A 14,239-nucleotide genomic window follows, 5' to 3' on the forward strand; every position below is an offset into this window, starting at 1 on the left:
GGGACAGGTCCAGCCGGTGACGTCGAGGACGGTCTCGGACGGTGCGGTCTCAGGCAACGGGGCTCGCCTCCAGCGAGGTCTTCGAAGCGGCGGCCGGCACGGCCTGCGGCGCGGGGTCCGGCCGCGTGTCCGGGGCCGGATCGGGCACGGAATCCGGCGCGGGATCCGGCGCGTCGCCGGGCGCGGTGGCCGGTGCGTCGCCAGAGGCCGCCCGCGGTACGGCGGCGGGCAGGTCGAGGCGGCGGTAGAGGTAGTACGCCGCGCAGGCGCCCTCGCTGGAGACCATGGTGGCGCCCAGCGGGTTGCGCGGGGTGCACGCACCGCCGAAGGCCTCGCACTCGTGCGGCTTCAGCAGCCCCTGGAGCACCTCCCCGCTGCGGCACTCGGCCGGCTCCCGGGTGGTGATGCCGGTGACCGAGAAACGGTGCTCGGCGTCGAACTCCCGGTAGCGCGGCGACAGCCGCCAGCCGCTGCGCGGGATGACCCCGATGCCCCGCCAGGCCCGGTCGGTGACCTCGAAGACGTCCTCCAGCATGGCGAGCGCGGCCGGGTTGCCTTCCGGGCGCACCGCGCGGGCGTAGGCGTTGTCGACGGTGTGCTCGCCCCGCTCCAGCTGCAGCACGGTCCTGCGCACGCCTTCGAGGATGTCCAGCGGCTCGAAGCCGGTGACCACGATCGGCACCCGGTGGCGCGCCGCCAGCTCCGGGTACTCGCCCGTCCCCATCACGCTGCACACGTGTCCGGCGGCCAGGAAGCCCTGCACCCGGCAGCTCGGCGACTGCATGATCGCCTCGATCGCGGGGGGCACCCGCACGTGGGAGACCAGGAGGCTGAAGTTGCGGATGCCGAGCCTGCGCGCCTGGTACACGGTCATGGCGTTGGGCGGGGCGGTGGTCTCGAAGCCGATGCCGAAGAAGACCACCTCCCGCCCCGGGTTCTCCCGCGCGATCCGCAGGGCGTCCAGCGGTGAGTAGACGACCCGTACGTCGCCGCCCTCGCCGCGCACCCGGAACAGGTCCCGGCCGGTGCCGGGGACGCGGAGCATGTCCCCGAAGGAGCAGAAGATCACCCCGGGGCGGGAGGCGATCTCCAGCGCCTTGTCGATGACCTCCAACGGCGTGACGCACACGGGACAGCCGGGCCCGTGGATCAACTCGACTTCATCGGGCAGGAGTTGGTCGATGCCGTGCCGGATGATGGTGTGGGTCTGGCCGCCGCAGACCTCCATCAGCGCCCAGGGCCGGGTCACCGTGGAGCGGATCTCGTCGAGGAGCCGGCGGGCCAGTGCCGGGTCCTGGAACTCGTCGATGTACTTCACCGCGGTGCCTCCTCCTGCCGTACGTCGGTCCCGTGGGCCGTGGCCTGCCGTGCGACGGGCGCCGCCGGGTCGTCGGCGAAGGGCCAGTCGCCCTCACCCGCCTGGGCCGCCTGCTCCCAGGGGTCGCCGAACTCCTCCTGGAGCATTCCGAGTTGCGCGAAAAGTTCGAGGGTCTGGAGGGCGGACTCCTCGTCCAGCCGCTGGAGGGCGAACCCCACGTGGACGATGGCGTACTCGCCGACCCGCAGGTCCGGCAGGTACTCCAGGCAGACCTCCTTCTGCACGCCGCCGAAGTCGACGGTCGCCATGCGCGTGCCGTCCCTCTCCCCGATCTCAAGCACTCTGCCGGGTACCGCCAGGCACATGGGCTTCTCCTCGTTGTGGGTGTTGCGTGACGTGTCCGGCCGCCGCCACCATGAGCTGGCCCAGCGCCAGCCCGCCGTCGCCCGGCGGGACCATGCGGTGCCGCAGGACGGTGAACCCCCGTCCGCGCAGCAGTCGGGCGCAGGCGCAGGAGAGCAGGGTGTTGGCGAAGACCCCGCCGGTGAGGGCCACCGTGTCCAGCCCGTGCCGGTCGCGGGCGAGTCCGCAGAGCGTGCCGACGAGGTCCGCGACGCCGGCGTGGAAGCGGGCCGCGATCACCGGCCTGCCGGTCCCCGCCCGTACGTCGGCCGCCACCGCCGCCAGTACGGGAGCCGGATCGGCGATGACCGGGCCGGTCGCACCGGCCCCGGGCACCCGCACGCCGAAGGCGTAGCCGGGACCGGAGGAGGGCGCCCCGAACGCGGCGCCCTCCAGCTCGATGGCGGCCTGCGCCTCGTACCCGGCGTGCTGGCAGACGCCCGCCAGCGACGACACGGCGTCGAAGAGCCGTCCCATGCTGGAGGTGGGGGCGCAGTTCAGGCCGCGCTCCAACTGGGTTTCCAGGACCCGCAGTTCGGTGGGCGGGCAGGCCGCGGTGCAGGGCAGGTCCGCAGCCCGGTCCAGGCCGGCGGCCCACAGGTGGGCCAGGGCCATCCGGTAGGGCCGCCGCACGGCCGCGTCGCCGCCGGGCAGCGGTACGTAGGCCAGGTGCGCGAAGCGGGTGTATCCGGCGTAGTCGGCGAGGAGGACCTCCCCGCCCCAGACGGCGCCGTCGTCCCCGTACCCGGTGCCGTCGAAGGCGACGCCGATCACCCGCCGGGAGCCGTCGAGGCCGTGTTCGGCGAGCGCGGAGGCGACGTGCGCGTGGTGGTGCTGTACGGGGACCAGCGGGCGGTCGCCGGCCTGCTCGCGGGCCCAGCGGCCGGAGCGGTAACCGGGATGCCGGTCCGCGGCGAGCAGCGCGGGGGTCACCCCGGTGAGGGATTCCAGCTGCCGCTCCGCCCGCTCGAAGGCGTACCGGGTGGCCAGGTCGTCCATGTCGCCGGTGTGGGCCGACAGCCAGGCCCGCCGTCCTTCGCCGAGGCAGAAGGCGTTCTTGAGGTCGCCGCCCACGGCGAGGGTGGCGGGGACCGGCAGCGGCAGGGCCAGGGGCAGCGGCGCGTACCCGCGCGAGCGGCGCAGGACCAGGGGCTCGCCGTCGCAGACCCGGACGACGGAGTCGTCGCAGGGCACGTGGATCGGCCGGTCGTGGGTCAGCCAGGCGTCGGCGAGGCCGGAGAGCCGCTCCAGTGCCTCGGCGTCGTCGGTGACGATGGGCTCGCCCGAGAGGTTCCCGCTGGTCATCACCAGCAGGCGCGGTCCCTCCGGGTCCCCGGCCAGGCCGAGCAGCAGGTGGTGCAGGGGGGTGTACGGGAGCATCACGCCCAGGTCGGGGCTGCCGGGGGCGACGCCCGGCAGCGGGGCGCCGTCGGGGCGGCGGCGCAGCAGCACGATGGGCCGCACGCCGCCGGTGAGCAGCTCGCGCTCCTCGGGGCCGAGGTGGGCGAGGGCCTCGACGTCGGCGAGGTCCCGGGCCATCAGCGCGAAGGGCTTGTCCCCGCGGTCCTTGCGGCGGCGCAGCTCGGCGACGGCACCGGGCAGGGTGGCGTCGCAGGCCAGGTGGTAGCCGCCGAGCCCCTTCACGGCCAGGACCGCCCCCGCGGCCAGCAGCGCGCGGGCGCCCGCGACGGGATCGGCGGTGGTCTCCCCGCCCGGCGGCCGCCCGGTCAGCAGCCGCAGCCGGGGCCCGCAGGCCGGGCAGGCGACGGGCTGCGCGTGGAAGCGGCGGTCGGCCGGGTCGGCGTACTCGCGGGCGCAGTCGGCGCACATCGGGAAGCGGTCCATCGTGGTGTGGGCCCGGTCGTAGGGCAGCCCGGTGACGATGGTGAAGCGGGGCCCGCAGTGCGTGCAGGTGATGAAGGGGTGGCGGTGGCGGCGGTCGGCCGGGTCCGCGAGCTCGGCGAGGCAGTCCGCGCAGGTGGCGACGTCGGGGGAGACCAGGGTCCGGGCCGGGCCGCCGGAGCGGGAGGCGATGATGGTGAAGCCGGCGCCGCCGGTGAGGGGGACCGGGCGGTGGTCGACGGCGTCCACCACGGCCAGCGGCGGGGCGTCCGCCGCGAGCCGCTCGCAGAACTGCGACACGGCGGCGGCGGAGCCCTCCACCTCGGCGACCACGCCCTCCGGGGTGTTGGTGACGTGACCGGCGAGGCCGAGGCCGGTGGCGCGGGTGTAGACGTAGGGCCGGAAGCCGACTCCCTGGACCACGCCCCGTACGGTGACCCTCCGGCGTTCCGGGGACTCCATCAGCGGGTCTGGGCCACGGCGGGGCCGGGCTGACCGTGTCCGTGTCCGGGTCCGTGTCCGTGATCGTGACCCTGGCCGTGGTCACCGTGATCGTGATCGTGATCGTCGTGGTCGTGGTCGTGGTCGTGGTCGTGGGTGTGCCCCGGCCCGTGCTCGTGTCCGTGGCCGTGGTGGCCGGCCTCGATCCGCTGCCGGGCCATCACCGGAGCGTGCGCCCGCGCCCCCGCCCCGACCGCCAGGGCCCGGTCCAGCAGGAGGCCCGTCCCCTCGTCCGCGCGGACCGAGGTGAACAGCACCTCCACCCCCGGGTTGACCCGCTGGACGTTGGCGCGGAAGGCCGCCTCGTCGAACTCGACGGCCGCCGCGATGTCGGTCTTGGTGACCACGACCAGCTGGGCCAGCCCGAAGGCGGTCGGGTACTTCAGCGGCTTGTCCTCGCCCTCGGTGACCGACGCGAGGACCACGCGCAGCGACTCCCCGAGGTCGTACGAGGCCGGGCAGACCAGGTTCCCCACGTTCTCCACGAACAGCAGCCGCGTCTCCTCCGGCAGCCACCCGTCCAGGTGGCGCCCGAGCATCGAGGCCTCCAGGTGGCAGAGCCCGTCCGTGAGCACCTGCTTGACGGGTACGCCCGAACGGGCCAGGCGCAGCGCGTCGTTCTCGGTGGCGAGATCGGCCGTCAGGGCCGCCACGGGCACGCCCCGTTCCCGGGCCAGGAACAGCTCCCGCTCCAGCAGGGCCGTCTTCCCGCTGCCGGGGCTGGACAGCAGGTTGACGACCGCCGTTCCCCGTGAGGCGAGTTCGGTGCGCAGGGCGCGCGCCGCCCCGTCGTTCTTGGCGAGCACCGCCTGTTGCAGATCGACCACTCGGCACATGGTTCAGGCCTCCTCGGGGATCGGTTCGCGGCAGGAGGCCGCGCCCGGGGCGTCCTCCCAGGTCACGTTGAGGATGCGCAGTTCGCGCCCGGTGAGCAGTTCCACCTCGGTGGCCCGTCCGCAGACGGGGCAGCACAGGTCGGGAGGCATGCCCACCGCCCACGCTCCGGCGCAGTCCGCGCAGCGGGCGCTGGCCGTCACGGACCGCGTGACGAGTTCGGCGCCTTCGAGGACCGTGCCGGCACAGGCCAGTTCGAAACAGAAGGCCAGGGAGTCCGGCACCACACCGGCCAGCTCCCCGACCTGGAGCTCCACGCGGCGCACGGCGCTCGCCGCGCCCGCCCGGGCCGCCTCTTCCACCTGGCCCACGACGGCCATGGCGATCGACATCTCGTGCATCGGACTCCGTCCTGCCGGGGCTCATTACACCGGCCGGACGCGGGAGGCACGGGCGGGCACGCCGGTGCGCCGCACGCCCCGTACGCCATTCGGGCGCCGGGGCGGAGCGGGGCTCACATGCAGCGCATGCGCAGATAGCGCTTGAGGTCGGGGAGGACCTGCGCGAGGACGGCGACCAGGGCCACGGCGGCGGCTCCGCCGATGACGGCCTTCTTCATGGGGTTCTCCTCAGTTCACGGCGGTTCGGGTGGGCGGTGGCGGTGGCGGTGCCGACGGCTTCGGCCGCCGCCCCCTGCGGTTCCTCCTCCCGGAGCAGGTCCAGGAGCATCCGTACGGCCTGCGGCACCGCGGCGGCCACCGGGTCGCTCAGCCCGATGCCCTCCTCGACGAGGGCGGGTTCGCAGCCGACGACGAGGGTCCGCCGGGGCGGGGTGGCTCCGGTGCCCGCGCACAGCGTGCCCAGCAGGGCCAGGACGGTGTCGGGGGACATGTGGTGGCCGTCGAGGACGGCGGCGCCGGGGGAGCCGGGGGAGTCGGGTCCCGGGGACAGGGGGCCCGCCTCCCCGGCGGACGCGTCGATCAGGTAGAGCGTGCCGGGGGCGCCGCCGCGCGCGGTGGCGTCGACCAGGACGAGCGTGTCGTAGCCGTCCAGTAGCTGGTAGGCCAGGTGGACCCCGCGCACCCCGAAGTCCACCGCCTCCACGTGCGCCGGCAGCGGGTGCGCCGACAGGGCGCGCACCGCCTCGACGCCGAAGCCGTCGTCGCCGAGGAAGACGTTGCCGATGCCGGCGATCAGGACCGCGCCGCTCACGCCTCCTCCAGCGGGGTGACCTCGTCGGGCCGGAAGTACAGGAACCGGCCCTGCTCCCGGCGGATGTCGGCGCCCGGGTCCCCCTCCACCGTGACGGCGAGGTGCACCCCGCCGTCCACGTCGTGCAGGACGGCCTCGACCAGGGCGCGGCGGCCCTGGAGGAACAGGTCCTGGGCGTCGGTGCGCCGCAGGCCCGGCCGCAGCAGCACCCGGCTGCCGGGTCCCACGAGGACCCCCTCGACCGGGATCCGCTCCGGCGCCGGATCCGTACCCGCCGGGTCCCACCAGGGGGCCTCCGGCCGGAACACGGCCTCCCCGTCCGGGATCTCCGTCAGGGTGGACGGCCCGTCGGAGAGCCCGTCGAAGGCGTCCGGGCCGGTGACCTCCCGCAGCCCGCGCACCGCGCCGTGCAGCCGTTCCAGGACCTCGGGCGGCATCGAATCGGCGAGCTCGATCACGGCGGCCGCGCGGGCGTCCGTACCGCGCGCCTCGCGCTTCTCCTCCTCGGTGAGGGTCGCGGTGCGCAGCGCGAGGATCTCGTCGATCTCCAGGGCGTCGTACATCGCCCCGGCGCTCTCCGGCGCGATCGCGGGATGGTCCTCCAGGATGATCGGGGAGGACAGGACCACGTCGCAGCGGCCGTCGCCGCCCGCCAGCACCGGCCAGGTGTGCCGGTTGTCGCACGCGGCGACGGCCTCCCGGGCCCACTCGGGCGGGTCGGTCATCGACAGGAAGGAGCCGGCGTCCAGCCCCAGCAGGAGGTGGGTGGCGACGAGCGAGCGCGGCAGGGCCGCCTCGCGGGTGGCCCCGTCCCCGTCGGCGGGGGTCCAGGCACTGGTGTTCTCCACGACTGCGGTGAGCTTCAGCACCCGGTAGGGGCCGTCGAGTTCGGTCGCCGAGAGCCGTACCCGGCCCTCGGCCTCCTCGGTGCGCAGCAGCAGGCGGCCGACGGCGCGCCCCGAGCCGTCCAGCACCGGTTCGCTCTCCTCGCGGGCCGGCCGGGCGAAGGGGAGCACGACCCCCTCACCGGCCAGCGAGGCCACGGGGACGGCCAGGACGACCCGTTCCTCGGTGCCCTCGTCCCAGGGGACCAGGATCCGGTCGGGCAGGTGCAGTTCGCCGACGTCGGCGTAGGTGCCGTCGAGGTGGAGCCGCTGGACGGTGCGGCGCCGGCCGTGCAGGAAGCGCAGCTCCAGGTGGAGCGTCGCCTCGCCGCGGGGCTCCATCAGGACCTCGGTCCGCTGGAAGGCGTGTTCGCCGTGCGCGGGGGCCCAGGCGGGCGGTACCAGGACCCCGAACTGCCAGCGCAGCCGGTTCTTGGCCGCCGAGGCCCGGTACGGGTAGAGCACGTAGCCCTCGAAGAGGACGGCGTCCGCCACGTGCCGGGCGGTGTCGAAGCGGGTGTCCCGCTCGGTGGTGGTGGTCACGGAGCGGTCCTCTCGGTGACGCGCGGCAGTACGGTCCCCAGCCGCAGCGGCGGGGGCGGGGTGGCGGCCGGGACGGCCCCGGCGGCCGAGTCGAGCAGCGAGCGCACCGTCGCCTCCCAGGAGGCGAGCGCGTGCCGGGAGCGGTAGGCGAGCAGCTCCGCCATCGTGTCGCGGGGCAGCCGCAGCCATCCGCAGCCCGGGAAGTGCTGCTCGACCATCTCCCGCCACACCGTGGCCGGCATCCGGTACGGGGCCTCCCGGTCCCAGGGCACCGGCTCGACCCGGAAACCGCCCGCGCCGGTGAAGGCGGTGCCGGAGAAGAGCATCAGGAGCGGCGCCTCGCCGTCCTCCAGGGCACTGAAGTAGCGGGTGGCCGCGATGTCCATGTCGTAGGTGCAGGGGACGACCAGGTCGGTCTCGGTCTCCCCGGTGAAGCTCGGCACCATCACCGACACCTGGGCGAACTGCACCGGCTGGAGGGTGTTGCCCCAGCGGGAACGTTCCCCGAAGAGGTCGGCGAGTCCCTCGGCCTCGGCGTCCGAGTAGCCGCGCCGCGCCGGCTCGATCCGCAACTGGACCCGCAGGGCCAGCGCGTGCACCCGCACCCCCGCCCCCGCGTCGACGCGCAGCCGGAAGACGAGGGTGGGGCCCGCGGCGTACGGGTCGGCGCGCACCCCGGTGCAGGTGAAGGCGAACTCCGTGGCGGCCGTCATGACACCGGCCCCGGAGCGAGCACCCTGGCGCGCCGTTCGACCTCGGCGAAGAACGCGTCCAGCGCGGTCCGGGCCTCGGCGCCGCCGTCGAAGCCCTGCCACAGCAGCCGCATCCGCCCCACCAGCTCGTAGCAGATGTCGATCGGCACCAGATGGCAGCTGGTGCGGCCCTCCGTGCGGCGCAGCAGCAGCGCCTCCACGTCGGGTTCGAGGAGCGCGGACAGCCGGCCGGAGCCCAGCACGTCCTGCCAGGTCTGCGGGTCGAGCTCGCTCTCGGTGGCCCCCGCCGGGCTCGGGTAGAGGGCGACCAGCCGGTCGAGAGCGGCGTTGCGGAAGAAGAACGCCACGCCGACCGGGATCTGGAGGCGTTCCCAGGCCCCGTCGTCGAGCCGGTGCGCGGGATCGGCCAGGTACCGGACGGGGACGGCGCGGAACCGGCCCGTCACGATCCCCGGCCGGTCGAACAGCAGCGCGCAGCCGGTGCAGGCGCACACCAGCGACCGCTTCTCGGTCTCCACGAGGTGGCGGTGGCCGTCCCCGGCCACCGCGGTCCCGCACAGCTCGCAGCTCTCGGGGCGGGGCGGACGGGGGCCCGTGAACCGGCGCAGGCCGCGGGGGCCGCCCGTCAGGAGGCCGGGCCCCGTCACGGCACCCGCACCGGGGCGTGCGGCCGGACGGAGATCTGCAGCAGGGGCTGCTGCGGGGCCGGGGCGGCCTCCGTCTCCACCGCCGTCACCTCGGGCGCGAAGCAGGCCAGCGCCTCCTCCAGGACCCGGGCGGAGTCCTCCGGGGAGCCGCACCCGCAGCCGGAGGCCGCCGCCCGGGGGCGTACCCGCAGCAGCCCGGTGGTCCCGTCGAAGGCGACCCGCTCCACCGTGTCCCCGGCGGCGAGCAGGGCCCGCCCGATCCGCGTCTCCACGTCCTCGGGGTGCAGGTCGTGCAGCGAGAGCAGGCTCGCCACGAGCTCGTCGTCCAGCACCGGGGAGAGCGCCTGCCCGCCGAGCCGCTCCACGATCCGGGCGAGCCCGGCGCCGTAGAAGTCCATGAGGACGCGCACCAGTTCCTCGGCGGCCGCGCACGCCCGCCGGTCCCCGTCGGAGGCCAGGCCCTCCAGGACCTCCTCCACCCGTGCGCCCGCCTGCCGGGCGTCCAGGGCGGCGCTCATCCGCCCAGTCCGCTCAGACCGGTGGGCACGTGCATCGTCTTGACCGTCTTGCCGCCGCCCACGTACATGTGCACGCCGCAGGGCAGGCACGGGTCGAAGCTGCGCACCGCGCGCATGATGTCGATGCCCTTGAAGTTCTCCGGGGAGTTCTCCTCGAAGATCGGGGTGTTCTGCACCGCGTCCTCGTACGGTCCCGGGGTGCCGAAGGTGTCGCGGGTGCTGGCGTTCCACGGGGTCGGCGGGTACGGGTGGTAGTTGGCGATCTTGCCGTCGCGGATCACCATGTGGTGCGAGAGCACCCCGCGCACGGCCTCGGTGAAGCCGACGCCCAGGCCCTCGTCCGGGACCTCGAACTTCTCCCAGGTCTGGGTGCGTCCGGCGCGGACCTCCGCCAGGCCCTTCTCGGCGCAGTGCAGCGCGATCGCGGCGGCGTACGCCTGGAAGTACGTGCGGGCGCGGTTGCGCTCCAGCGCGTTGGACCACTTCGGGATCTTCCACTCGAAGCGGGTCTCGGGCTTGGTCATCGTGCGCGGCAGGGTGATCACCACGCTGTGGCCGGTGGCCTGCACGTAGTCCGTCTGCACCAGCCCGGACAGGGCGGTGGACCACAGGCGGGCGATGGGGCCGCCGCCGGTGTCCAGCGCGAGGTGGTCCTTGCCGTCGAACCAGCGCGGCGACATCACCCAGCTGTACTTGTCGTCGAAGTTCCGCTTCTGCGGGGCCGGGATGGTGTGCTGGTTCCACGGGTGCCGCGGGTCGACCGGGTTGCCGAGCGGGTCGTGCGTGACGAACTGCTCCCGGCCCTCCCAGTCGTCGTAGTACGAGCTGCCCAGCAGGATGCGGATGCCGAGGTTGATCTCGGTGAGGTCGTTGGTGACCAGCTTGCCGTCCACCACCACGCCCGGGGTGACGAACATCTTCCGTCCCCAGTCGGTCATGTTGGCGTACGTGAAGTCGCAGTGCTCGGGGTCGTTGAGCGCGCCCCAGCAGCCCAGCAGCACGCGCCGGCGGCCGACCTCCTCGTACCCGGGCAGGGCCTCGTAGAAGAAGTCGAACAGGTCGTCGTGGAGCGGCACGACCCGCTTCATGAACTCGCAGTACCGCATCAGGCGGCTCATGTAGTCCGTGAAGAGCTGCACGGAGGCGATGGTGCCGACGCCGCCCGGGTAGAGGGTGGAGGGGTGCACGTGGCGCCCCTCCATCAGACAGAACATCTCGCGCGTGTACCGGCTGACCTGGAGGGCCTCGCGGTAGAACTCGCCCTCGATGGGGTTGAGGGAGCGCATGATGTCGGCGATGGTCTTGAAACCGTGCTCGCCGGCGTGCGGGGCTGGGGTGCGCTCCGCCTTCTCCAGGACGCCCGGGTTGGTCTCGCGGACCATCTTCTCGCAGTAGTCGACCCCGACCAGGTTCTCCTGGAAGATGTTGTGGTCGAACATGTACTCCGCCGACTCGCCGAGGTTGATGATCCACTCGGCGAGGTGCGGAGGCTTCACCCCGTAGGCCATGTTCTGCGCGTACACGGAACACGTGGCGTGGTTGTCACCGCAGATCCCGCAGATCCGGCTGGTGATGAAGTGCGCGTCGCGGGGGTCCTTGCCGCGCATGAAGACGCTGTAGCCGCGGAAGACCGACGAGGTGCTGTAGCACTCCGCGACCCGCTTCTGCTTGAAGTCGATCTTCGTGTGGATGCCGAGGCTGCCCACGATCCGGGTGATCGGATCCCAGGCCATCTCGACCAGGCCGCTGCCGTCTCCGGCCGCCTTCGTCTTCGGTGTCATCGTTTCTGCCGTGACCCTTCTTCGGTGCGGGGGTTGGTGCGCTGGGTGCGGGGGGAGACGGCGGATCTCACCAGGGCGGGCGGTAGCCCGTGGTCAGCGTCCGGCCGCTCTGGCGCCACTTCGGCTCCTGGTCGACGGTGTGCTCCGTGATCGCGCGGAGCCGGCGGACCACCGCTCCGTACACGCCGCTCGCCTTGCTGGAGACCTTGGCGCCGGGCGGCTCGTCCATGAACGGCATGAACTTGTCGGGGAAGCCGGGCATCGTGCAGGCGATGCAGATGCCGCCGACGTTGGGGCAGCCGCCGATGCCGTTCATCCAGCCGCGCTTGGGCACGTTGCACTTGACGACGGGACCCCAGCAGCCCAGCTTGACCAGGCACTGGGGGGAGTCGTAGGTCTGCGCGAACTGGCCCTGCTCGTAGTACCCGGCGCGGTCGCAGCCCTCGTGGACCGTGTTGCCGAACAGCCAGGTGGGGCGCAGCTTGTCGTCGAGCGGGATCATCGGCGCGGAGCCCGCCGCCTGGTACAGCAGGTAGGTGAGGGTCTCGGAGAAGTTGTCGGGCTGGATCGGACAGCCCGGCACGCACACGATCGGGATCCCGGCCTTCGACGTCCAGTTCCAGCCGAGGTAGTCGGGCACGCCCATCGCGCCCGTCGGATTGCCCTCCATGGCGTGGATGCCGCCGTACGTGGCGCAGGTGCCGATGGCCACGACCGCGAGGGCCTTGGGGGCCAGCCGGTCGATCCACTCGCTGGTGGTGATGGGCTGGCCGGTCTCCGGGTCGTCGCCGAACCCGCACCAGTAGCCCTCGGGCTTGATCTTCTCGTTGGGGATCGAGCCCTCGACCACCAGCACGAACGGGTCGATCTCGCCCCGTTCGCCCTTGAAGAACCACTCGATGAACGTGTCCGCGCCCCCGACGGGGCCGCATTCGAAGTCGATCAGGGGCCAGTGCACGGCGATCTTGGGGAGCCCCGGCAGGACCCCCGTGACGATCTCCTCGATGCTGGGCTGCATCGCTGCCGTGAGGGACACGGAATCGCCGTCGCAGCTCAGCCCCGCGTTGATCCAGAGGATGTGGATCGGGGGGTCCTCTGCCGGGGCGGCGGTCGGTGCTGCATCCATGCGGATGCCTCCTTGGGGAAGGGCGGGGAGGAGTTCCGGGCGGGGTGCGCGGTGGGCCGGACCGTCCCGGCCACACCTTTCTTGCTAACAGCCCCCGGCCCCCGGTGCTCCGTCATGTACGGCCAGTGGGGTGACGGCGGCTCCGGGCCGCCCGGGCACGGGACGGGCCAGGTGCGGCGGGGTGGCGGCCGCCGGTTCCTTGCGCACGAAGGCGCGGCGCAGGGCGTGGTACGGGGCTGCGGGGTCGAAGAAGGTGCGGTGCATCAGCGCCAGCTCCGCCTCCCGGTAGGAGGCCAGCGGCCGGACGGCCTCGTCCCGTTCCCGCAGGGCCTTCTTCGCGGCGATCCGGGACTGGGCGGCGGGCAGCGCCGCCAGGTGCGCGGCCAGCCGCGCGGTCTCGCCGGCGAAGGCCCGGGGCGCGCAGGGCACCGTACGGTCGACCAGCCCGAGCCGCAGCGCGCCGGCCGCGCTCAGCGGCAGCGCCTCGGTGGTCAGGCGGTCCGCGGCGGCGGCACCGACGCGGCGCGGCAGCGTGTAGGTCCAGTACTCGGAGCCGTACAGCCCCATCAGGCGGTAGTGCGGGTTCAGCACCACGCCCGCACGGCACCAGACCTCGTCGGCGGCGAGCGCCAGCATTGCCCCGCCCGCGGCGGCGTTCCCGCCGAGGGCGGCGACGACCAGCCGGTCGGTGGTGGTGAGGACGGCCTCGACCAGGTCGTCCATGGCGTTGATGTTGTCCCAGGACTCCCGGGCCGGGTCGGCGGCCGCCTCGATGACGCCCAGGTGGATGCCGTTGGAGAAGAAGTCGCGGCCACCGCCCAGGACGAGCACCGAGGTGGGGCGGGCGCAGGCGGCCCGGTACGCCTCCAGCAGCCGGCGGCACTGCGCGGTGCCCATCGCCCCGCCGGGGAAGGCGAAGGACAGGAACCCGACCGGCCCCTCCTCCCGGTAGCGGATGTCCGCCCACGTACGGCCGCGGGCGTCCGCGTGCGGGGGCGGGGCGGGGTGTTCGCGCAGCGGCGGCAGCCGGTCGCCGAGCGCGAGGGTGGCGGGCAGCTTCACCGGGGCGGGCTCCCCGGGCACCCTGCGGGCCCGCAGCTCCGGGATCCACACGGCGCCGTCGGCGGTGGCCCGGCACACGGCCCCCGCCCGGGTCGCCAACAGGTCGCCGGGGCGGCCGCGCAGCCGGTGTTCGGGGTGGCCGCCGTGCAGGTACCACTCGCCGCCCAGCAGTTCGTCCAGGACCCCCGGCCGGGAGTCGGCCGCGCGCAGCGTGCGCAGGACCCGGTCGGTGGAGTCGGCCTCCCAGTCGATGCGGCGGGCCTCCTGGCGCAGGTACGGGCGGCTGCGGACGGCGGCCGGATCCTGCGGGACGGGGGTGTGGGTGCCCGAGGCGAACCGCTCGACGGCGAGCAGCACCGCCCGCAGGGCCGCGTCGGCGATCTCCCCCCGGTACAGGTCGCTCTTGCCGACCGGCGGGACCGGGCACTCCACCGTGGCCCACACGTCGCCGGCGTCCATCTCCGCTCCGGCCTGGAGCACCGTCACGCCCCAGCGGGTCACCCGCTCCTGCACGGCCCGGTCGAGGGACGAGGGACCCCGGTCGCCGACGGGCCCCGGGTGGACGATCAGACAGGTGCGGGCCGCCCACACCTCCTCGGGGATCGCCGTCGTCAGCATCGGGGCGAGGACCAGATCGGGATCGTGCCGGCGCACGGCCTGCGCCAGGGGGACGCCGGGCAGGGCGAGTTCCACCGCCACGCGGTGGCCGTGGTCGCGCAGTTCGGCGTGGACTCGCTGCGTGAGGCTGTTGAAGGCGCTCGCGACGAGCAGGACGTACACGTGTGTCTCCCAGCGGCGGCCCGGTGCCACGAAGGCGTGGATCCCGGCCTGATCGGCGTCCCGTGACCGGAACATG

Annotated in this window: 13 protein-coding genes; all 13 read right to left on the bottom strand. The window is 73.9% G+C overall.

Translation table 11 applies throughout. From position 1 onward, the window contains the following. Nucleotides 1-49: 49 nt before the first annotated feature. The gene (gene hypD / locus ABZW32_RS05980; RefSeq protein ID WP_356211710.1) at nt 50-1,318 is read right to left on the bottom strand and encodes a hydrogenase formation protein HypD; all 1,269 of its coding nucleotides are present in this window, start codon (nt 1,316-1,318) and stop codon (nt 50-52) included. Beyond that, complete coding sequence (locus ABZW32_RS05985) at nt 1,315-1,683, bottom strand: HypC/HybG/HupF family hydrogenase formation chaperone (protein ID WP_356211713.1); 369 nt, start codon at nt 1,681-1,683, stop codon at nt 1,315-1,317. Before ABZW32_RS05985 ends, hypD begins: the two co-directional genes overlap by 4 nt. Further along, on the bottom strand, nt 1,652-4,024 hold the full coding sequence (gene hypF, locus ABZW32_RS05990) for a carbamoyltransferase HypF (protein WP_356211716.1): 2,373 nt from the start codon (nt 4,022-4,024) through the stop codon (nt 1,652-1,654). The genes ABZW32_RS05985 and hypF overlap by 32 nt, the downstream gene beginning before the upstream one ends. Further along, nucleotides 4,024-4,899 carry a hydrogenase nickel incorporation protein HypB gene (gene hypB / locus ABZW32_RS05995; protein WP_356211718.1) on the bottom strand — a complete coding sequence of 292 codons (876 nt, stop codon included), beginning with the start codon at nt 4,897-4,899 and terminating at the stop codon, nt 4,024-4,026. Before hypB ends, hypF begins: the two co-directional genes overlap by 1 nt. A gap of 3 nt (nt 4,900-4,902) precedes the next feature. Continuing rightward, on the bottom strand, nt 4,903-5,298 hold the full coding sequence (locus tag ABZW32_RS06000; protein WP_356211720.1) for a hydrogenase maturation nickel metallochaperone HypA: 396 nt from the start codon (nt 5,296-5,298) through the stop codon (nt 4,903-4,905). A 214-nt stretch (nt 5,299-5,512) separates the two neighbouring features. Continuing rightward, entirely contained in the window at nt 5,513-6,109 is a 597-nt protein-coding gene (locus ABZW32_RS06005) for a hydrogenase maturation protease (protein ID WP_356211723.1), read from the bottom strand. Then, nucleotides 6,106-7,536: a hypothetical protein gene (locus tag ABZW32_RS06010; RefSeq protein WP_356211725.1), complete on the bottom strand. Its 1,431-nt coding sequence runs from the start codon at nt 7,534-7,536 to the stop codon at nt 6,106-6,108. Before ABZW32_RS06010 ends, ABZW32_RS06005 begins: the two co-directional genes overlap by 4 nt. Next, on the bottom strand, nt 7,533-8,249 hold the full coding sequence (locus ABZW32_RS06015) for a DUF6084 family protein (protein WP_356211728.1): 717 nt from the start codon (nt 8,247-8,249) through the stop codon (nt 7,533-7,535). The genes ABZW32_RS06010 and ABZW32_RS06015 overlap by 4 nt, the downstream gene beginning before the upstream one ends. Then, entirely contained in the window at nt 8,246-8,896 is a 651-nt protein-coding gene (locus ABZW32_RS06020) for a DUF5947 family protein (protein ID WP_356211730.1), read from the bottom strand. The genes ABZW32_RS06015 and ABZW32_RS06020 overlap by 4 nt, the downstream gene beginning before the upstream one ends. Next, entirely contained in the window at nt 8,893-9,414 is a 522-nt protein-coding gene (locus tag ABZW32_RS06025) for a hypothetical protein (RefSeq protein WP_356211732.1), read from the bottom strand. Before ABZW32_RS06025 ends, ABZW32_RS06020 begins: the two co-directional genes overlap by 4 nt. Further along, nucleotides 9,411-11,195, bottom strand: a complete 1,785-nt coding sequence (locus tag ABZW32_RS06030; RefSeq protein WP_280915524.1) for a nickel-dependent hydrogenase large subunit — start codon at nt 11,193-11,195, stop codon at nt 9,411-9,413. Before ABZW32_RS06030 ends, ABZW32_RS06025 begins: the two co-directional genes overlap by 4 nt. A gap of 67 nt (nt 11,196-11,262) precedes the next feature. Then, nucleotides 11,263-12,321 (bottom strand): hydrogenase expression protein HypE, encoded by a 1,059-nt coding sequence (locus ABZW32_RS06035; RefSeq protein ID WP_356211735.1) that lies wholly within the window; start codon nt 12,319-12,321, stop codon nt 11,263-11,265. 84 nt (nt 12,322-12,405) lie between these two features. Then, nucleotides 12,406-14,163: an enoyl-CoA hydratase-related protein gene (locus tag ABZW32_RS06040; protein ID WP_356211939.1), complete on the bottom strand. Its 1,758-nt coding sequence runs from the start codon at nt 14,161-14,163 to the stop codon at nt 12,406-12,408. Nucleotides 14,164-14,239: the final 76 nt, after the last annotated feature.

It is taken from the genome of Streptomyces sp. NPDC004667, from assembly GCF_040609475.1.
GTDB lineage: Bacteria > Actinomycetota > Actinomycetes > Streptomycetales > Streptomycetaceae > Streptomyces.

Bases quoted from the DNA above. Each gene is read 5' to 3' on its own strand.
- ABZW32_RS05985 (WP_356211713.1), bottom strand. From the start codon at position 1,683: ATGTGCCTGGCGGTACCCGGCAGAGTGCTTGAGATCGGGGAGAGGGAC.
- hypF (WP_356211716.1), bottom strand. From the start codon at position 4,024: ATGGAGTCCCCGGAACGCCGGAGGGTCACCGTACGGGGCGTGGTCCAG.
- hypB (WP_356211718.1), bottom strand. From the start codon at position 4,899: ATGTGCCGAGTGGTCGATCTGCAACAGGCGGTGCTCGCCAAGAACGAC.
- ABZW32_RS06000 (WP_356211720.1), bottom strand. From the start codon at position 5,298: ATGCACGAGATGTCGATCGCCATGGCCGTCGTGGGCCAGGTGGAAGAG.
- ABZW32_RS06015 (WP_356211728.1), bottom strand. From the start codon at position 8,249: ATGACGGCCGCCACGGAGTTCGCCTTCACCTGCACCGGGGTGCGCGCC.
- ABZW32_RS06025 (WP_356211732.1), bottom strand. From the start codon at position 9,414: ATGAGCGCCGCCCTGGACGCCCGGCAGGCGGGCGCACGGGTGGAGGAG.
- ABZW32_RS06030 (WP_280915524.1), bottom strand. From the start codon at position 11,195: ATGACACCGAAGACGAAGGCGGCCGGAGACGGCAGCGGCCTGGTCGAG.
- ABZW32_RS06035 (WP_356211735.1), bottom strand. From the start codon at position 12,321: ATGGATGCAGCACCGACCGCCGCCCCGGCAGAGGACCCCCCGATCCAC.